Below are 18,273 nucleotides of genomic sequence, written 5' to 3' on the forward strand. Positions count from 1 at the left end.
AGAGAGTGGATGCAAAGGGAGATAGAGAGAGGGGGGAAAGGTGGGAAAGTCAGAGCTGAAGAAGAGAAGGGAGCGGGAAGGAGCAGGGGAGGTGAGGGACGGGGGAACGGATGAGAAGGAGAGAAGCAAGGGAGGCCCGCCCGCGGGTGCGGTAGGTGGTGATGCGTTTGCGGACCACGCCGTCGTCGAACACGACGACGATGTCCACCGCCCACTGACCACGCTCGGCGACCACGACGGTCTCCACGCAGTGCGCGTCGTCGGCCGAGCTGTCGGGACGCACCCGCGTCGGTGGGCGGGGCCGGCCGGAGTCGAAGGACATGCCCCCAGGATGCCCCACACCGGCGAAAAAGTGAGGTCTACCTAACTTAGCCCTCGCCTAGCCATTACCTTGGCCTTACCCAGGCCCGACCCAGGCCCGACCCAGGCCTGACCCGGGAGACCTGCACGCGATCCGGCCCCGGCGCGCCGAACTCTTCGCTCGCGACCCGCTGGCGAACCGGTGCGGGTTCGCTCCATGTGATTGACATCACCATGACCCGAGGAGTAAGCCGGAACTAGCGCCGCGCAAGTGGGCCGACGGTCGACTCCGGCGGTGTAGGGGCTCTCAGCCCGCCCCGGAAAGCTGCAGCATGCCAACAGAAGCAGCAGTCAAAGCAGAAGAGACGCTGATCCACGTGCTGTGGATCAACGCGGGTCTCAGTTGTGACGGTGATTCGGTGGCGTTGACTGCCGCCACCCAGCCGACGGTCGAGGAGATCGCCCTCGGGGCGTTGCCCGGCCTGCCGCAGATCGCCGTGCACTGGCCATTGATCGACTTCGAGTGCGGCCCCACCGGGGGCGCCGACGACTTCCTGGAGTGGTTCTTCCGGGCGGACCGCGGAGAACTGGAGCCCTTCGTCCTCGTCGTCGAGGGCTCGATTCCCAACGAGCAGTTACACAACGAGGGCTACTGGTGCGGATTCGGCAACGATCCCGCCACCGGTCAACCCATGACCACCAGCGAGTGGCTCGACCGGCTGGCACCCAAGGCCACCGCCATCGTCGCGGCGGGGACGTGTGCCACCTACGGCGGCATCCACGCCATGGCCGGCAACCCGACCGGCGCCATGGGCGTTCCCGACTACCTCGGCTGGGACTGGAAGAGCAAGGCGGGCATACCGATTGTGTGCGTGCCCGGATGTCCGACCCACCCCGACAACCTGTCCGAGACGCTGACCTACCTGCTGTACATGGCCACCGGCCAGGCGCCGATGATCCCGCTGGACGAAGCCCTGCGACCGACCTGGCTGTTCGGCAACACCGTGCACGAGGGGTGCGACCGGGCCGGCTACTACGAGCAGGGAGACTTCGCCGAGGAATACGGCTCACAGAAATGCATCGTCAAGCTCGGATGCTGGGGTCCCGTCGTCAAATGCAATGTCCCCAAACGTGGTTGGATCAACGGCATCGGCGGGTGCCCGAACGTCGGCGGGATCTGCATCGGCTGCACCATGCCCGGGTTCCCGGACAAGTTCATGCCGTTCATGGACGAACCACCGGGCGGGAAGCTGTCCACGACGGCCTCCGGGCTGTACGGCTCGGTCATCCGGAATCTGCGTCACATCACCACCCACACGGTCGACAAGGAGCCCAAGTGGCGCCACAAGGGCCGCGAACTGACCACGGGAGCGCGGCGCACCTGGTGAGTGCGGCGCGCTCCCGGGTTCCGCGCGAGCGACCGGGAACCCCCGGGCAACGCCACCCACGCCATCACTGAAGAAAGCGAACCTGAAGATGACAACGATCATCCCGGAGCCGTCACAGGCCAAGCGTGACCCCGGCTCCCTCGTCGAAATGGCCTGGGACCCCATCACGCGGATCGTCGGCAGCCTCGGCATCTACACCAAGATCGACTTCGAGAATCAGGAAGTCGTTGAGTGCCACAGCACTTCGTCGATCTTTCGTGGCTACTCGATCTTCATGAAGGGAAAGGACCCGCGCGACGCCCACTTCATCACCAGTCGCATCTGCGGGATCTGCGGCGACAACCACGCCACCTGCTCGTGCTACGCCCAGAACATGGCCTACGGGGTCAAGCCGCCGCACCTCGGCGAGTGGCTGATCAATCTCGGCGAAGCCGCGGAATACATGTTCGACCACAACATCTTTCAGGAGAACCTGGTCGGCGTCGACTTCTGCGAGAAGATGGTGTCCGAGACCAACCCGGGGGTGCTGGCGCGCGCCGAGAAGACCGAGGCACCGCACGCCGAGGCGCACGGCTACCGCACCATCGCCGAGATCATGCGGGCGCTCAACCCGTTCACCGGGGAGTTCTACCGGGAGGCCCTGCAGGTCAGCAGGTACACCCGCGAGATGTTCTGCCTGATGGAGGGCCGCCACGTCCACCCGTCGACGCTGTACCCGGGCGGCATCGGCACGACGGCCACCATTCAGCTGATGACCGACTACATGACCCGGCTGATGCGCTACGTCGAGTTCATGAAGAAGGTCGTGCCGATGCACGACGACCTGTTCGACTTCTTCTACGAGGCCCTGCCCGGCTACGAGAAGGTGGGGCTGCGCCGCACCCTGCTGGGCTGCTGGGGCTCCTTCCAGGACCCCGAGGTCTGCAACTTCGCCTACAAGGACATGCAGCGCTGGGGTGACGCCATGTTCGTCACGCCCGGCGTGGTCGTCGACGGCAAGCTCGTCACCCACTCGCTGGTCGACATCAACCTCGGCATCCGGATCCTGCTCGGCAGTTCGTATTACGACGACTGGACCGACCAGGAGATGTTCGTCAAGACCGATCCGCTGGGCAACCCGGTGGATCGTCGGCACCCCTGGAACCAGCACACCAACCCCCGCCCCCAGAAGCGCGACATGGACGACAAGTACAGCTGGGTGATGTCGCCGCGGTGGTTCGACGGCAAGGACCACCTCGCCCTGGACACCGGCGGCGGACCGCTGGCGCGGTTGTGGTCCACCGCGCTGGCCGGCCTGGTCGACATCGGCTACGTCAAGGCCACCGGGCACAGCGTGCAGATCAACCTGCCCAAGACCGCCCTGAAGGGCCCGGTGGAGCTGGAGTGGAAGATCCCCGTCCACGGCAGCAACACACTGGAGCGCAACCGGGCCCGCACCTACTTCCAGGCCTACGCCGCCGCGGCGGCCCTGCACTTCGCCGAGCAGGCACTGGCCGAGATCCGGGCCGGACACACCAAGACCTGGGAACGCTTCGAGGTGCCCGACGAGGGCATCGGCTGCGGCTTCACCGAGGCGGTGCGGGGGGTGTTGTCCCACCACATGGTGATCCGCGACGGCAAGATCGCCAACTACCACCCCTATCCCCCGACACCCTGGAACGCCAACCCGCGTGACAGCTACGGCACGCCGGGCCCGTACGAGGACGCGGTGCAGGGTCAGCCGATCTTCGAGGAGAACGACCGGGAGAACTTCAAGGGCATCGACATCATGCGCACGGTCCGCAGTTTCGACCCGTGCCTGCCGTGCGGGGTCCACATGTACCTCGGCGACGGCAAGACCCTCGACCGGCTGCACTCACCCACCCAGACCGCCGCCGGGGAGTGACCCATGCCGGACGGAGCTGACCCGGCCCGCCGGGATCCGTCGGGCCCGCCCGACGACGCCCGGTGGCGGGCCGCCGGCGAGCGCATCGAGACGCTGTTGGACGCCGTCAGCGTGCCCGGGATGGGCACCGACACCGCCCGCGAGCGCGCCGAGGCCCTGGTGGGCGAGGTGGTCTCGCTCTACGGCGCCGGTCTGGAACGCATCGTGGCACTGGCCGGCGATTCGGGCCTGAGCGAGCGGCTCGCCGCCGACGACCTGGTGGCCAGCCTGCTGCTGGTGCACGGACTGCATCCACATCCCCTGGCGCGCCGGGTCTCCGACGCCCTGGACTCGGTGCGGCCCTACCTGGGCTCCCACGGCGGCGACGTGGAACTGCTCGAGGTGGTGTCCGAGGCCACGGGCGGCGCGGTGGTGCGGCTGCGGTTCGCCGGCAGTTGCCGAAGCTGCCCGTCCTCGGCGGCGACGCTGGAGCTGGCCGTGGCCGACGCGGTGCGCGCGGCCGCCCCCGAGGTCGAGGCCATCGAGGTCCTCGCCGCGCCGGAACCGGAAACCGAGGCGGGGCAGGCTCCGCTGATCGCCGCGGAGAGCCTGATGTCGCGGGTGCGGACCGGCGCGCCCATCGACTGGCACCCGGTACCGGACCTGGCGACGCTGGCTCCCGGCGAGGTGGCCGGTTTCCGGGTCGGGCCCGTGGACTTCCTGGCCTGCCGGGTCGGCGAGGAGCTGTTCGCCTACCGCGACCACTGTCCGTTCTGTCTCGGATCCCTGGCCGGGGCGGCGCTGGCGCAGCGGAACGGTGCGGTGGTGCTGGCCTGCCCGCTGTGCCAGACCCCCTACGACGTGACCCGCGCCGGCACCGCGCTCGACGGCCGCGGCGACGCGCACGGCCGGCTCCCGGCCACCCTCACCCCGATGCCGCTGCTCGAACGCGACGGGGTGCTGAGCCTGGCGGTTCCGGCCGAACCGGCGGGAGTGCCGGCATGACCAGTCCCTATGACGTGTTGTCGAGGATCACCACCCGGCGCAGGCCCGAACCGGCGGGCGAACGCTGCGAGATGTGCTCGGAGCCCATCGCCGGCCAGCACCAACACGTGGTCAACGTGGCCGGCCGCTCGCTGATGTGCGTGTGCCGGGGCTGCTATCTGCTGTTCACCGACAGCACGGCCGAATTGCGCTACCGTGCGGTACCCGACCGGTATCTGGCGCTGGAGGGCCTGGACCCGCAGGCCTGGGATGCCCTGCAGATCCCCGTCGGACTGGCGTTCTTCTTCCACAACTCCGCGCTGGGCAAGACGGTCGCGTTCTATCCCGGGCCCGCCGGAGCCACCGAGTCCGAGCTGGATCTGGCGGCCTGGCAGGCGATCACGGCCGCCGATCCGAGGATCGGGTTGCTGTGCGACGACGTCGAGGCGCTGCTGGTCCGGCTGCCCGAGACGGGCCCGCCCGAGTGCTATCTGGTTCCGATCGACACCTGCTACGAGTTCGTCGGGGGCCTGCGCATGCGGTGGCGCGGTTTCGACGGCGGGCAGGACGCCGACGCGTTCGTCGAGGCCTACTTCGACGAGGTCCGCGCCCGGGCCCGAAGGGTCCCGCGATGAGCACCCCCACCGCGGCCCGGTTCCGGGTCCTCGACATCGCCCCGGAACCGTATGCGCTGACCCCGGTCCTCTCGGCGCGCATCCGGGTCACCAACACCGGCGGCGATCCGGTGCACGCGATCGCGTTGCGCTGCCAGGTCCGCATCGAACCGTCCCGCCGGCGCTACCGCGACGACGAGGCCGACGGACTGCTCGACCTCTTCGGCCGGCGCGAGCAGTGGGGCCAGACGCAGCGCAGTTTCCTGTGGCAGCACGCGTCCACGATGGTGCCGGGATTCACCGAGACCACCGAGACCACCGTGCCGCTGGTGTGCACCTACGACTTCGAGGTCGCCGCGGCCAAGTATCTGCACGCGCTGCGCGACGGGACGGTACCGCTGCAGTTCCTGTTCAACGGCACCATCTTTCACCGCGGCGAGCGCGGCTTCTCGGTCCAGCAGGTCGCGTGGGACTGCGACGACCGCTTCGACATGCCGGTGACGGTGTGGACGGATCTGGTGGCGCAGCAGTATCCGGACTCCGGGTGGGTACGCCTGCGCCACGACTCGATCGCCGCCCTGGCCACCTACAGGTCCGAGCGCGGGCTGCTCGATCTCGACGACGCCGTGACGGCCCTGCTCGGCAATACCCGCCAGGGGGTGGGGTCCTGATGGCCGACTGGGAGCGAGCCAAGGCGATCGCCGACGCGGTCCTCTACGAGGGTTACCTGCTCTACCCGTACCGCGCGACGTCGGCGAAGAACCGGTCCCGCTGGCAGTTCGGCGTGCTGGGCCCCCCGGGAGCCGCGGCCGCCGGCCTGGGCGAGGACGACTCCCTCTCGGCGGAGTTCCTGGTCCGCGGCGCCACCGGTCTGCGGCTGGTGGTCCGCTTCCTGCACCTGGTGCACCGGCGTGCCGAACGCGCGACCGACCAGGGCTACACCCCCGTCGACGAACTGCCGACCCCGGACGGGTCGTGGCTGACGTGGGACGAGGCGGCCGAGACCGAGTTCTCCCTGGGCCCACTGGACCTCGGGAACCGGGCGCAGCCCTGGACGCTTCCGCTGCACGCGCAGGCCTCCCGCGAGGAGGAGAACCTCGACGGCGGCCGGCTCGTGCGGGAACGTCAGGGCGTGCACGCGGCGGTGTCGGTGAGCGTACGGGCCGACGGCGAACTCGACCGCGTCACGCTCACCCTCGCCAACACCGGTGCGAACGCCCGCGACCACCGGGACGCGATCTGCCGGTCGTTGATCGGCGCCCACGTGATCGCCCAGGCGGTCGACGGTGACTTCGTGTCCCTGCTGGAACCGCCCGCGAGGTTTCGCGACGCCGCGCAGCGCTGCCGTCAGCACCGCTGCTTCCCAGTCCTGGCCGGGCCGGCCGGCGCCTCCGGCGACCCAGGCCGAACCGGCGCCTCCGGCGACCCAGGCCACACCGACGACCTGCTGCTGATCTCGCCGATCATCCTCTACGACCACCCCGAGATCGCCGAGCAGAGCCGCGGCGCGCTCTACGACTCGACCGAGATCGACGAGATCCTGACCCTGCGCGTGATGACGATGACCGACGAGGAGAAGGCCCAGGCCCGGGCCACCGACCCGCTGGCCGCCCGGATCATCGAACAGTGTGACGGCATGTCGGCCGAGGAGATGCTGAATCTGCACGGCGTGCTGCGCGATCCGCACGCCGGACCCGAACCGCCGGCGATCCCGGAACTGCCCGACGACGTCGACTGGTGGTCGCCCGAGGCCGACGCGGCGGTGCGGCCGGACTGCGACGCCGTGCTGGTCAACGGCGTTCGGGTGGCCCGGGGGTGCCGTGTGCGGCTGCAGCCGCGGCGGCGCGCCGACGCCCAGGACATGTTCGTCGCCGGCCGCACCGCGCGGGTGGCCGCGGTGCACGAGGACGTCGACGGCCGCCGCCACGTCGCCGTCGTGGTCGACGACGACCCGGCCGCCGACCTGCACGAGTGGTACGGCCGCTACCTGTATTTCTCGCCCGAGGAGATCGAGCCCCTCGACACCGGGGAGTTCAGCACAGAGTTCAGCACAGAAAGGAACCCGACATGGACGTAGTCGGTTGGATCGCCACGATCGTCGTGGCGGGGGTGATCGTCGCCGGGGTGGTGATCGGCATCAAGTCCATCCCCGATGTGCAGCGCTACCTCAAGATGAGGCAGATGTAGACGCGGGGCCAACGACAGTGACAGCCCGCATCCTGGTCGCCGGCATCGGCAACATCTTCCTCGGGGACGACGGTTTCGGCCCCGAGGTGATCCGGTGCGCCGGAACGGCCCTCGAGGACGCCGACACCCGGGTGGTGGACTACGGCATCGGCGGAATGCACCTGTCCTATGACCTGCTCGACGACTGGGACGCCCTGGTGCTGGTCGACGCGCTCCCCGACCGCGGATCACCCGGGGAGGTGCGCACGTTCGAGGCCGATCACGACACGCTGTCGGGCACCGCGGGTCTGGACGCACACGGCATGGACCCCGCCGCGGTGTTCGGCAGCCTGCGCGCCCTGGGTGGCACGCTGCCGCGCACCATCGTGGTGGGGTGCCAGGTCGGTGACATCACCGACGGAATCGGGTTGAGCGGGCCGGTCGCGGCGGCCGTGCCCGCCGCGGTGGCCGCCGTCGAGTCGGCGGTGACGATGTTGCGCAACGAGGCGGGCATCGTCGGGCGGAAGGTCGGGAGGGAGGGCTGAGCCGATGTGTCTGGGCATCCCCGGACGGGTGATCGAGATTCCCGAGGGCTACCACGGTCAGGTCGCGGTCGTCGACGTCGCCGGCGAGTCCCGCAGGGTGAACATCGGCATGCTGCCCGAGGAAAGCTTCCAGCCCGGCGACTGGGTGCTCATCCACATGGGATTCGTCGTGGAGAAGACCGACGAATCCGGCGCCCGGGAGGCGCTGGCCGGCCTGGAACTGCTGCGATCGGGACGCGATGAGTTCGGCTAGCGGCTGGGAGATGTTCGCCCGGTACGCGTTCCCGCCCAATGAACTGGGCTACTGCGGGCCGCCGGATGCCTCGGTGCTGCTGCCCGGGCGCGGCGGCGGGTCCGCGGTAGCGCGCCACGCCCGCGGATTCGAGGGGGCCTGGCCGTACCTGCAGGAGCTGGCCGCCGCGGCCGGTCACGCCGATGCCCTCGACCTCGATGTGGTCCGCAACTACTGGGTGGGTGGCCCGCTGCTGCGGCGGACCGACCGCGCTCGCCTGGTGCGCCGCCTGCACGCCGGTCTGCCCGGCCAGCCCACCGGTCTGCTCGACACCCTCGCCGACTCTACGGAGATCCCGGCCCACCACAGTTTTCACGTCCTGGCCGTCTATCCGTGGGTGCGGTTCCTCGACGCGGACCCGGCGACGCCGCTGCGGATCCTGCAGAGCTGCCGGATACGTTGGGGAACGGTCGATTCCGTCGACGCGACTCATGCCACCATCTGCGCGGCCCCGCTGCTGTTCACCGACGGCACCCTGCGCCTGGGGGCGCCGACGCCCGAGCGGGTGCGCTGGAGCCGGGACGGCACCTCGCTGGCGCCGCGCCCACGGCCCGGCCAGACCGTCGCCGCGCACTGGGACTGGATCTGCGGGCCACTCGATCTCGATGAGCGCCGGGCGCTCGCCGAGGCCACCCACGCCACCCTCGACCTGGTCAACGCCGCCCGCCTAGCCCGCCCGCCAAGCCTGCCCGCCTAGCGCCTGCGCGCCCGCACCACCAGGTATTCCCAGTCCATTCCGCCGGTCGAGTCCAGGGCCCGCTGTCCGAGTTCGGCCAGCGCGCAGTCGAGGGCGTCGACCCGCGCGGGGTCGGTGCCGATCGCCCGGTAGGCCGCGATCGTGGGCCCGTAGTAGGTCTTGAAGCAGTCCCGGAAGGTCACCCCGTCCGCGAAGCAGTCCACGTGCAGCACCTCCCGCCGCACCGCGATGTCGGCGGCGCGGTCGCCCAGTAACGCACGCACGTGCTCCTCGGCGCCCCACCGGGGTGGCGGCGACGCTCCCGCCGGCGGCGCGGGGACGAAGGGGCGCATCGTGGCGAAGAGCCTGCCGACGAAGCCCTCGGGTGTCCAGTTGAGCATTGCCACGGTGCCGCCGGGCCGGCACACCCGCAACAGTTCGTCGGCGGTGCGCTGATGGTGCGGTGCGAACATCGCGCCGATGCAGGACAGCACGATGTCGAATTCACCGTCGCCGAAGGGCAGTTCCTCGGCGTTGGCCACCTGCCAGCCGAGGTCGACGCCCACAGTCGCCGCACGGTGGCGCCCCTGCTCGAGCAGTGCGGGGACCAGATCGGTGGCGACCACGGCAGCGCCGGTCCGCGCCGCGGCGATCGCGGCGTTGCCGGTGCCCGCCGCCACGTCGAGCACCCGGTCGTGCGCCCCGACCCCGGCGGCGCGCACCAACCGCTCGCCCAGCGGCTCTACCACCCCGGCGATGACGCCGTAGTCGCCCAGGCCCCACAGTGCCCGGTGTTTGTCCTCGGTTGCCCGGTCCATGCCGGGCGGTGTGATGGTGTTCATGCCCTGATCCTGGGCCCGCAAGCGCACCCGATCCAGTGCCGGATCTGTACCGGAGCAGGTACAACATCTGTACTAGCCGGTCCGGTCCCGCGCGCGGTCTACTGGATGTGCATCACGGGGAGGTCAGACATGTCGACAACGGAGCAGGCGGCGGCCCCGTCCAGGTACGGGCAGTTCTGCCCGATGGCCAAGGCCATGGAGGTTCTCGACGAGCGGTGGACGTTGCTGGTGGTCCGCGAACTGCTGCTGGGCAGTGCCCATTTCAACGATCTTCGCCGCGGGGTGCCGAAGATGTCACCGGCCCTGCTGTCCAAGCGACTGAAATCGCTGACCCGCGCGGGCGTGGTGGCCCGCCGGGAGGTGGGTGGGCGCACCACCTATTCGCTGACCCAGTGCGGCCGGGAACTCGCACCGGTGGTCGAGGCCCTCGGCGCCTGGGGCATCCGCTGGATCGGCGACCTCGGCGACGACGATCTCGATCCGCACCTGTTGATGTGGGACATGCGCCGCACCGTCCCCGTCGAAGCATGGCCGCGCAACCGCACCGTCGTGCATTTCCGGCTGTCCGGGGTGGCAGCGAGGGCCACAACATGGTGGCTGGTCGTCGCCGACGGTCACGCCGACGTCTGCGACATCGATCCCGGATACGACATCACCGCCAGTGTCGAATCCAGTCTGCGGACGCTGACCGCCATCTGGCGCGGCGACCTGAACTGGGCTGGTTGTCTACTCGACGGATCGGTGACGATCACGGGCCCTGCGGCGGCCCGACGCCGCGTCCCGGACTGGATCGGCCAGAGCACCTCGGCGGCGATTCCCCGCCCGCTCACCACCAGGTCGACAGAGCCGCCAGATGACGGCGGGACCGGTGCTGCGCCATGCTCAGATCCCCGTCGCTGATCGCCTCCGCGATGCGGGAGTGCGCGTGCAGCATGGCCTCGACGTCGTCGGCGCCCGGCGGGGGGCGGGCCCCCGGATCCCATTGCCGGCCGTGCAGTTCGGAGATGATGCGCAGGAAGACGTCCAGGACCGTATTGCCCGCCAGGGCGGCCATCTCGTGGTGGAAGGCGATCTCGGCCTGCCCGGCCCGGTCGGCACCACCGGCCTCCTCCCCGGTGCCGCTGGGGTGTCGATGCTCGTCCAGGAACGCCGCGACCCGGTGCTCCCCGCGTCGGCTGACCAGCCGTTCGACGTTGGCGATCTCGATGGCGTCGCGGACCAGCCGCAGATCCGCACGGCTGGGCCGGCGGTACTGCAGGTACAGCGCGATCGTGTCCACGCTGGCATCCGGTGACGGCTCGGTGACCACCAGACCGCCGCCCGGGCCGCGGCGCATCCGGGCCACGGTGTGATATTCCAGCAGCCGAACCGCCTCCCGCAGCACCGATCGGCTCACGCCGTAACGTTCCAGCAGCTCGGCCTCGGTGCCGAACACGGTGCCCGAACACCAGCCGGCGGAGGCGATCTCGGCGTGGATGGCCGCTGCCAGCGCCTCCGCACGCTTGGTGTGGGGCGTGGGCGCCCCGTCGGCGACGGGCCCGGCCCGGTCCGCACCGCCGGGACGGCAGTAGCGCTCCAGCCACTCGGAGACGATCTCGACGTGCCCGCGGGTCAGCGTCATCGCCCGTGCGGTGTCTCCGGCCGCCACCGCGGCCACGATGGCGGTGTGATCGTCGGCCAACCGCTCGGTCGCCGCGGCGATCCGCTGCGGGGGCTGCGCCTCGGCCCCGGCGGCATACCGGGCCGTCAACCTGGTCAACACGTCGACGAACAGTGCCAGCACCGGGTTTCCGGTCAGCTCGGCGAGCACCACGTGCAGCTCGTCCCGGGCCGGGCGCGGGCGGTCGGAGTCCAGCAGGCCGCGCAGCCGCACGATCCCGGCCTCGTCGACGCGGTCGGCGGCCAGCGCCGAGGCCAGCGGCTCCAGCAGCAGCCGGGCTTCGAGCAGTTCGCCGATCGAGGTCCCCACGTGCTCGAGGTAGATGACCATCGCGCGGGTGGCGGGCCCGGCGTCGGGTTCGGTGACGAACAGTCCGCCGTGCGGGCCGCGGCGCATGCGGGCCACCTGGTGGTGTTCGACCAGCCGGACGGCCTCCCGAAGCACCGGACGGCTCACCCGGTAGCGCTGTTGAAGCAGCTGTTCGGAGCCCAGTGAGGTACCGATGGGCCAGCCGCGACGGATGATCTCCGCCTCGATGCGGCGGGCGATCCGCGCGGCCCGGGTCCCTGTCCCGGCGGAGGGGGTGGGCACCTACTTGATCAGCGGGTCACGGGGCATGCCCAGGATGCGCTCGGCGATCTGGTTGCGGGTGACCTCCGAGGTGCCCCCGGCGATGGCCATTCCGCGGGCGCCCATCGCCACCTGCAGGGCCAGTGCCGCCGGTCCGTCCATCAGGGCGCTGTCCGGCCCCAGCAACGCCACCGAGATCGCCCCGTACTCGTTGAGGTGTTCGGCCAGTTTGAGTTTGGTGATGTTGCCTTCCGGTCCCGGTCCGGCGCCCTCGATGCTGCGCACCGCGCGACGCAGGTTCAGCAGCCGCACGGCATGCTCGTCGGCGAGCAGCATGCCGATCCGCTCGGAGGCGCCGGCCAGCACGCCGGCGTGCTCGCGTGCCAGCGGTACCAGCGAGGCCGCGGACACGCCGGCCACTCCCGACCCGCCGCCGATGCTGACCCGCTCGTTGCCCAGCGTCGCGCGCGCGACGGTCCAGCCGGTGTTGGGCTCGCCCACCACGTCCTCGTCGGGTACGAAGACGTCGTTGAAGAAGACCTCGTTGAACTCCGAGCCCCCGGAGATCATCCGCAACGGCCTGACCTCGACGCCGGGGGCCTTCATGTCGACGATGACCGTCGTGATGCCGGCGTGCTTGGGCACGTCGGGGTCGGTGCGCACCGTGGCCAGGCCGCGCCGGCAGTAGTGCGCCCCACTGGTCCACACCTTCTGCCCGTTGATCGTCCAGCCGCCGTCGACGCGGGTCGCCCGGGTCTTGATCCCAGCCGCGTCCGAGCCCGCGGCGGGCTCGGAGAACAACTGGCACCAGATCTCTTCGCGGCGCAGCGCCTTGTCGACGAATCGTTCAATCTGCGAGGGGGTTCCATGCTGGATGAGGGTGAGGATGACCCACCCGGTGATGGAGTAGTCGGGGCGTTTGACGCCGGCGGCCTTGAATTCCTGCTCGATCACCAGTTGGGCCACCGCATCCGCGGCCCGGCCCCACGGCCTGGGCCAGTGCGGCATGACGTAGCCGGTCTCGATCAGCCTGTCGAGCTGTTGCGGCCCTTCCAGCGCGGCGATCGCGTCGGCGTCGGCGCGCACCGCGCCGCGCATCTCCTCGGCCTCGGGCGGCAGGTCCAGGCTGTTGGCCCGCACCACGCCGGCGGCCGTCGCGGCGAACACGTCGGCGGCCGGCGCGTCGCCCCCGAGCACCGCGCGCACCGCCATCGACCGCCGCAAATGCAGATGCGCGTCGTGTTCCCAGGTGAAGCCGATGCCGCCGTGCACCTGGATGTTCAGTTCGGCGTTGCGGACATAGGCGGGCAGTGCCTGGGCCGCGGCGGCCGCGGCCATCAGGCGGAACTGGTCCTCGGCGTCGGCTTCGGCGCGGGCCGCATCCCACACCAGGGCCACCGCCGACTCGGAGGCCACGGCCATGTTGGCGCAATGGTGTTTGACCGCCTGGAACGTGGCGATGGTGCGGCCGAACTGCTCACGTACCTTGGCATATTCGACGGCGGTGTCCACGCAGTCGCCGGCGCCACCGACGGCCTCGGCGGCGAACAGCACCCGTCCCCGCGCCAGCGCCGCGTCGCGGGCACCGGCCAGGACGTCGGCGTCGGTGACGGCGACGCCGTCGAGATTCACCCGTCCGGAGCGCCGGGTGGGGTCGAGGTTGTCGGGCACCTGCACCTCGACGCCGGCCCGGTCACGCTCGACGATCACGACGTCCTCGCCGGCGCTCAGCAGCAGCAGGTCGGCCAGCGCGGCACCGAGCACCACCCCCGCGGTTCCCCGCGCGACGCCGTCGACGACCGCGACGTCACCGCCGAAGCCGACCGCGGCGGTGACGGTTCCGTCGAGCAGGCCGGGAAGCAGCCGCGCCTTCTGCTCCTCGGTGCCGGCCGCGGCGATCGCCGCCGAGGCCGTGACGGTCGGTACGAACGGGCCCGGCGCCACCGCGCGGCCGAGTTCCTCGATGACGACCACCAGCTCGGGCAGCCCGAACCCGGAGCCTCCGTGCTCCTCGCCGACGTGCAGCCCGAGCCAGCCCAGGGCGGCCAGGTCTGCCCAGAAGGGCGGTCGGGTCTGCTCGGTGGCGTCGAGCAGATCCCGCGCCGCCGCTCGGGCCTTCTGGGCGGTGAGGAAGCCCCTGGCGACCTCGGCGAGCTCGCGGTGGTCGTCGGTCAGTGCGATACCCATGGGGCCTCCTCGGTGCCGGGCGTCCTGCGTGGTGGATAAAGAGTGACCTTAATCGGTCACTTGGGCGCGAACCGCTGGCCCGCGTCCAGCCGCAGGCACTGGCCGTTGAGCATCGGGTTGTCGATGATCGCCGCCGCCAACTTGGCGTACTCCTCGGGCTTGCCCAGCCGCTTCGGGAAGGCGGCGTCCTTGGTCAGCGCCGAGGCGAACTCGTCGGGAATGCCCTTGGTCAGGCCGGTCGCGAACAGGCTCGGGGCGATCGCCAGGGCCCGGATGCCCAGCGATCCCAGGTCGCGCGCCATGGTCAGGCACATGCCGGCGATCCCGGCCTTGGCCGCGGTGTAGGCGACCTGGCCGATCTGGCCCTCGAAGGCCGCGATGGAGGCGGTGTTGATGATCACGCCGCGCTCGCCGGTCTCGTCGTCCTCGGGCTCGTTCTTGGCCATGTGCGCCGCGGCCAGTCGGCTGATGTTAAAGGAGGCAATGAGATTGAGATCGACCACCTTGCGGAAGTTGTCCAGGTCGTGCGGCCCCTGCTTGCCCAGCGTGCGTTCACCGATACCGCCGCCGGCGGTGGTGATCACCACGTGCAGGCCACCGAGGTCCTTGACCGCCTCGTCGATGGTCGCCTCGGTGCCGGCGAAGTCGGTGACGTCGACCGGATAGAACTTGCCCTTCACCGCCTCGGCGACGGCCTTGCCGTCGGAACCCTCGCGGTCCAGGATGGCGACGTCGGCACCCTTGTCCGCCAGCAGCTCGGCCGACGCGCGGCCCATGCCGGACGCGCCGCCGATGACGATGACCTTCTTGCCGTTGATATCCACTAGCTCCTCCTGAGTCCGTGCGTGCTGCTCACTGTGCTCCCCCCGGCCCATCTGCCGAGTGCGGGATTGCCCGCCACGGAGAATAGCGCTCTCACCCAATTGAGTGAACCCTATGTATGCCGTCATCACTTCGTAAGACCTTCTGCGGGCGTCCCGGCGGTAGGTTGAGCCCATGGCTGAATCCGCATCCGGGCAGCGGATGGCGGCCGGTGTCGCCGCGGCGGCGGTGGCCCTCGGGGTGACGGCGCTGGCGGCCGTTCCGCTGGGCGCCGGCGCCGACGCGCGCGTCGCCGTGGGATCGGCGGTGGTCGACCTGACGCCGGCCCCCGCCAAGGAATGGGCGATTCAGACCTTCGGGACCTCCGACAAGCTGTTCCTGGGCATCGCGGTGCTGGTGGTCATCGGGGTGCTGGCCGCCACGGCGGGCCTGCTGGAGACCAGGACCCGACCGGTCGGCAGCCTGATGTTCACCGCGGCCGGTGTTCTGGGCGGCGTCGCCGTGCTGACACGCGCCGACGCCGGACTCGTCGACGTCGTCCCGGTCGTTGTCGGCACGGTGTGCGGGGTCGTGGCGCTGCGGCTGCTCGTCTCCGACCGGATACCCGAGCGCGGTGGATCCGACGGGACCGACGGGGGCCGCCGGCGCTCCCTGGCCACCCTCGGGCTGCTCACCGCCGGCGCGCTGGCCGGGGTGGGGGCGACGGTCTGGTCGAGGCGGCTGCATTCGGTGGCCGGTAACCGGCGGGCGTTCGGGGTGCCCGCGCCCGACGTGCCGGCCCCGCCGATACCGCCGCAGGTCCAGCCCGAAGGGGTGCAGCTGCCCAGCTTCGTGACCTCCAACGCCGACTTCTACCGGATCGACACCGCGCTGACGGTTCCGCAGCTCGCGCACCAGGATTGGCGGCTGCGTATCCACGGAATGGTCGACAGGGAGCTGACGTACGGCTTCGACGACCTGGCGGGCTTCGAGGTCGTCGAGAAGGTGGTGACGCTGTGCTGTGTGTCCAACCCTGTTGGCGGCGACCTGATCTCCAACGCCGTGTGGACCGGATACCGGGTGCGTGACCTGCTCGAGGCCGCCGGCGTGCATCCCGACGCGGACATGGTGCTGTCGACCTCCACCGACGGCTTCACCGCGGGCACGCCCGTGGAGGCGCTGACCGACGGCCGGGACTCGCTGTTGGCGGTGGGCATGAACGGCACGCCCCTGCCGGTCGAGCACGGGTATCCCGCCCGGCTCGTCGTGCCCGGCCTCTACGGCTACGTCTCGGCGACCAAGTGGGTGGTCGACCTGGAACTCACGCGATTCGACCGGGCCCAGGCCTACTGGACCAGGCACGGATGGTCGGCCCGCGGCCCGATCAAGACCGAGTCGCGCATCGACGTCCCCCGCGGCGGGCAGGAGGTCCCGGTCGGCCCGGTGACGTTCGGCGGCGTGGCGTGGGCCCAGGACCGCGGGATCCGCGCTGTCGAGGTGCGCATCGATCCGCCCGGCGGGCAGGGTGTCTGGCAGCCCGCGGAGCTGGGCGCCGGCTACTCGAACGACACCTGGCGGCTGTGGAGCCTGCCGTGGCGGGCCACCACCCCGGGCCGGCACACCATCACGGTGCGCGCCACCGACAACACCGGCTACACCCAGACCCCGGACTACGTTCCTCCGCCGCCGGACGGCGCCACCGGCTGGGACGAGGTCGGCTTCACGGTCACCTGAGACGGCCGGCCGGAGGACCCGACCCCACCCCGACCGCCGGTTGGGCCCCGTCTGTCGGTGCGGCGTGCCACGCTGGCGATATGTTGCTCGCCGCGGTGGCCGCCGCCTCCGCCGACGTCGGCGCGACCTCGGCTCGGCTGGCCAAGGTCGCGCGCCTGGCCGAGGTTCTCGCCGAGGCGGCCGGGGGCGGGCCCGATCAGGTCGGGGTCGTGGTGGCCTGGCTCTCCGGTGAGCTGGTCCAGCGCCAGATCGGTGTCGGCTGGGCCGCGCTGCGGTCGTTGCCGCCGCCGGCCGCAAACGCCACGCTGACCGTCGGCGCGGTGGACGCGGCCTTCACGGTGATCGGCGGCACCTCCGGGAAGGGGTCGCAGGCCCGGCGGGCGGAGCTGGTCGCGGCGTTGTTCTCCGCGGCCACCGCCACCGAACAGACCTTCCTGCGCCGTCTGCTCGCCGGTGAGCTGCGCCAGGGCGCGCTGACCGGGGTGATGGCCGACGCGGTGGCCAGGGCCGCCGACGTTCCGGCGGCCGCCGTCCGGCGCGCGGCGATGCTCGGCGGCGCTCTGCCCGCCGTCGCCGCGGCGGCGCTCGGCGGTGGGGTGGATGCCCTGCAGTCCTTCACCCTGCGGGTGGGGCGGCCCGTCGGCCCGATGCTGGCCCAGACCGCGGGCGGGGTGGGCGAGGCGCTGGACAGGCTGGGCGGAGAGGCGGTCTTCGAGGCCAAGTTGGACGGCGCGCGGGTGCAGGTCCACCGCAGCGGCGACAGTGTCGCGGTCTACACCCGCAGCCTCGACGACGTCACCGCCCGGCTGCCCGAGGTCGTGGCGGCCGCGCTGGCGCTGCCGGTACGCGATTTCATCGCCGACGGCGAGGCCATCGCCCTGCGCGGGGACGGCCGGCCGCACCGCTTCCAGGTGACGGCCTCGCGGTTCGGCCGGGGCTCGGGCCGCGAGTCACCCGCGGTGCGTGCCGAGGAGTCCGAATCCTCGTCGCCGGCCTCGTCGCCCCTGTCGGTGTTCTTCTTCGACCTGCTGCACCTCGACGGCGTCGATCTGCTCGACGAACCCACCGCGGTGCGCCACGAGGCGCTCGACGCCGTCGTTCCCGCGGCCGCGCGCGTGGACCGGCTGCGCACCGGCGACCCGGAGGCCGCGCAGCGGTTCCTGGAGGACACGCTGGCCGCCGGCCACGAGGGGGTGATGGCCAAGTCCCCCACCGCTTCCTACGAGGCGGGCCGTCGGGGCGCCGGGTGGCTGAAGGTCAAACCGGTGCACACCCTGGACCTGGTGGTGCTCGCCGTCGAGTGGGGTTCGGGACGGCGCACCGGGAAGCTGTCGAACATCCACCTGGGTGCCCGCGACGGCGGTGGCGGATTCGTCATGTTGGGTAAGACGTTCAAGGGCATGACCGACGCCATGCTGGACTGGCAGACCGCCCGCTTCCTGGAGCTGGCCGAGGGACCGACCGACGGCTACGTGGTGCGGGTGCGCCCCGAACAGGTCGTCGAGATCGCGTTCGACGGCGTGCAGGCCTCGTCACGCTATCCCGCCGGGATGGCACTGCGCTTCGCCCGGGTGCTGCGCTACCGCGACGACAAGCCGGCCGCGGAGGCCGACACCGTCGAGACGGTGCGGGCGTTCTTCGATCGCTGAA

General features: G+C 71.0%; 18 protein-coding genes. 13 read left to right on the forward strand and 5 right to left on the reverse strand.

The window, feature by feature from the left end:
- Positions 1-49: 49 nt before the first annotated feature.
- A complete protein-coding gene (locus CSR00_RS22995) occupies positions 50-322 on the reverse strand; it encodes a hypothetical protein (RefSeq protein ID WP_099024737.1) in 273 nt (90 codons plus the stop codon).
- A gap of 310 nt (positions 323-632) precedes the next feature.
- On the opposite strand from CSR00_RS22995, the gene CSR00_RS23000 reads away from it, so the two are divergent.
- The 10 genes from CSR00_RS23000 (at position 633) to CSR00_RS23045 (ending at position 8,850) form a co-directional block, all read left to right on the forward strand.
- Entirely contained in the window at positions 633-1,688 is a 1,056-nt protein-coding gene (locus CSR00_RS23000; RefSeq protein WP_099024738.1) for an NADH-quinone oxidoreductase subunit B family protein, read from the forward strand.
- Between the two features lie 88 nt (positions 1,689-1,776).
- The gene (locus tag CSR00_RS23005; RefSeq protein ID WP_099024739.1) at positions 1,777-3,573 is read left to right on the forward strand and encodes a nickel-dependent hydrogenase large subunit; all 1,797 of its coding nucleotides are present in this window, start codon (positions 1,777-1,779) and stop codon (positions 3,571-3,573) included.
- Positions 3,574-3,576: 3 nt separating this feature from the next.
- Positions 3,577-4,557 carry a NifU-related iron-sulfur-binding protein gene (locus CSR00_RS23010; RefSeq protein WP_099024740.1) on the forward strand — a complete coding sequence of 327 codons (981 nt, stop codon included), beginning with the start codon at positions 3,577-3,579 and terminating at the stop codon, positions 4,555-4,557.
- The gene (locus CSR00_RS23015) at positions 4,554-5,171 is read left to right on the forward strand and encodes a DUF5947 family protein (protein ID WP_099024741.1); all 618 of its coding nucleotides are present in this window, start codon (positions 4,554-4,556) and stop codon (positions 5,169-5,171) included. The genes CSR00_RS23010 and CSR00_RS23015 overlap by 4 nt, the downstream gene beginning before the upstream one ends.
- Complete coding sequence (locus tag CSR00_RS23020; RefSeq protein ID WP_099024742.1) at positions 5,168-5,821, forward strand: DUF6084 family protein; 654 nt, start codon at positions 5,168-5,170, stop codon at positions 5,819-5,821. The genes CSR00_RS23015 and CSR00_RS23020 overlap by 4 nt, the downstream gene beginning before the upstream one ends.
- Entirely contained in the window at positions 5,818-7,227 is a 1,410-nt protein-coding gene (locus tag CSR00_RS23025) for a hypothetical protein (RefSeq protein ID WP_099024764.1), read from the forward strand. Before CSR00_RS23020 ends, CSR00_RS23025 begins: the two co-directional genes overlap by 4 nt.
- Positions 7,218-7,337 (forward strand): DUF6893 family small protein, encoded by a 120-nt coding sequence (locus CSR00_RS31835; protein WP_099024743.1) that lies wholly within the window; start codon positions 7,218-7,220, stop codon positions 7,335-7,337. Before CSR00_RS23025 ends, CSR00_RS31835 begins: the two co-directional genes overlap by 10 nt.
- Positions 7,338-7,354: 17 nt before the next feature.
- Positions 7,355-7,861 (forward strand): hydrogenase maturation protease, encoded by a 507-nt coding sequence (locus CSR00_RS23035; protein WP_099024744.1) that lies wholly within the window; start codon positions 7,355-7,357, stop codon positions 7,859-7,861.
- A gap of 4 nt (positions 7,862-7,865) precedes the next feature.
- Positions 7,866-8,114, forward strand: coding sequence for a HypC/HybG/HupF family hydrogenase formation chaperone (locus CSR00_RS23040; RefSeq protein ID WP_099024745.1), 249 nt, complete (start codon positions 7,866-7,868; stop codon positions 8,112-8,114).
- The gene (locus tag CSR00_RS23045) at positions 8,101-8,850 is read left to right on the forward strand and encodes a DUF6390 family protein (RefSeq protein WP_099024746.1); all 750 of its coding nucleotides are present in this window, start codon (positions 8,101-8,103) and stop codon (positions 8,848-8,850) included. The genes CSR00_RS23040 and CSR00_RS23045 overlap by 14 nt, the downstream gene beginning before the upstream one ends.
- Here CSR00_RS23045 and CSR00_RS23050 read toward each other — a convergent pair.
- A complete protein-coding gene (locus tag CSR00_RS23050) occupies positions 8,847-9,671 on the reverse strand; it encodes a class I SAM-dependent methyltransferase (protein ID WP_099024765.1) in 825 nt (274 codons plus the stop codon). The genes CSR00_RS23045 and CSR00_RS23050 overlap by 4 nt on opposite strands.
- A 129-nt stretch (positions 9,672-9,800) precedes the next feature.
- On the opposite strand from CSR00_RS23050, the gene CSR00_RS23055 reads away from it, so the two are divergent.
- Positions 9,801-10,571, forward strand: a complete 771-nt coding sequence (locus CSR00_RS23055) for a winged helix-turn-helix transcriptional regulator (protein WP_218014530.1) — start codon at positions 9,801-9,803, stop codon at positions 10,569-10,571.
- Here CSR00_RS23055 and CSR00_RS23060 read toward each other — a convergent pair.
- Genes CSR00_RS23060 through CSR00_RS23070 form a run of 3 tightly spaced genes read right to left on the reverse strand, consistent with a single transcriptional unit; the run spans position 10,498 to position 14,912 of the window.
- Entirely contained in the window at positions 10,498-11,922 is a 1,425-nt protein-coding gene (locus tag CSR00_RS23060; protein WP_099024748.1) for a FadR/GntR family transcriptional regulator, read from the reverse strand. The two genes, CSR00_RS23055 and CSR00_RS23060, sit on opposite strands and share 74 nt — an antisense overlap.
- Positions 11,923-14,088 (reverse strand): acyl-CoA dehydrogenase family protein, encoded by a 2,166-nt coding sequence (locus CSR00_RS23065; RefSeq protein WP_099024749.1) that lies wholly within the window; start codon positions 14,086-14,088, stop codon positions 11,923-11,925.
- 56 nt (positions 14,089-14,144) lie between these two features.
- Complete coding sequence (locus CSR00_RS23070) at positions 14,145-14,912, reverse strand: SDR family NAD(P)-dependent oxidoreductase (RefSeq protein WP_099024750.1); 768 nt, start codon at positions 14,910-14,912, stop codon at positions 14,145-14,147.
- 172 nt (positions 14,913-15,084) lie between these two features.
- On the opposite strand from CSR00_RS23070, the gene CSR00_RS23075 reads away from it, so the two are divergent.
- Entirely contained in the window at positions 15,085-16,623 is a 1,539-nt protein-coding gene (locus CSR00_RS23075) for a molybdopterin-dependent oxidoreductase (RefSeq protein WP_099024751.1), read from the forward strand.
- Between the two features lie 80 nt (positions 16,624-16,703).
- Entirely contained in the window at positions 16,704-18,272 is a 1,569-nt protein-coding gene (locus CSR00_RS23080) for an ATP-dependent DNA ligase (protein WP_099024752.1), read from the forward strand.
- The last annotated feature ends 1 nt before the right edge of the window (position 18,273 follow it).

The organism is Mycolicibacterium palauense, from assembly GCF_002592005.1.
Lineage (GTDB): Bacteria > Actinomycetota > Actinomycetes > Mycobacteriales > Mycobacteriaceae > Mycobacterium > Mycobacterium palauense.

Coding starts and splice junctions, on each gene's coding strand:
- CSR00_RS23040 (WP_099024745.1), top strand. CDS start 7,866: ATGTGTCTGGGCATCCCCGGACGGGTGATCGAGATTCCCGAGGGCTAC.
- CSR00_RS23015 (WP_099024741.1), top strand. CDS start 4,554: ATGACCAGTCCCTATGACGTGTTGTCGAGGATCACCACCCGGCGCAGG.
- CSR00_RS22995 (WP_099024737.1), bottom strand. CDS start 322: ATGTCCTTCGACTCCGGCCGGCCCCGCCCACCGACGCGGGTGCGTCCC.
- CSR00_RS23020 (WP_099024742.1), top strand. CDS start 5,168: ATGAGCACCCCCACCGCGGCCCGGTTCCGGGTCCTCGACATCGCCCCG.
- CSR00_RS23010 (WP_099024740.1), top strand. CDS start 3,577: ATGCCGGACGGAGCTGACCCGGCCCGCCGGGATCCGTCGGGCCCGCCC.
- CSR00_RS31835 (WP_099024743.1), top strand. CDS start 7,218: ATGGACGTAGTCGGTTGGATCGCCACGATCGTCGTGGCGGGGGTGATC.
- CSR00_RS23045 (WP_099024746.1), top strand. CDS start 8,101: ATGAGTTCGGCTAGCGGCTGGGAGATGTTCGCCCGGTACGCGTTCCCG.
- CSR00_RS23075 (WP_099024751.1), top strand. CDS start 15,085: ATGGCTGAATCCGCATCCGGGCAGCGGATGGCGGCCGGTGTCGCCGCG.
- CSR00_RS23005 (WP_099024739.1), top strand. CDS start 1,777: ATGACAACGATCATCCCGGAGCCGTCACAGGCCAAGCGTGACCCCGGC.
- CSR00_RS23065 (WP_099024749.1), bottom strand. CDS start 14,088: ATGGGTATCGCACTGACCGACGACCACCGCGAGCTCGCCGAGGTCGCC.
- CSR00_RS23000 (WP_099024738.1), top strand. CDS start 633: ATGCCAACAGAAGCAGCAGTCAAAGCAGAAGAGACGCTGATCCACGTG.
- CSR00_RS23050 (WP_099024765.1), bottom strand. CDS start 9,671: ATGAACACCATCACACCGCCCGGCATGGACCGGGCAACCGAGGACAAA.
- CSR00_RS23080 (WP_099024752.1), top strand. CDS start 16,704: ATGTTGCTCGCCGCGGTGGCCGCCGCCTCCGCCGACGTCGGCGCGACC.
- CSR00_RS23055 (WP_218014530.1), top strand. CDS start 9,801: ATGTCGACAACGGAGCAGGCGGCGGCCCCGTCCAGGTACGGGCAGTTC.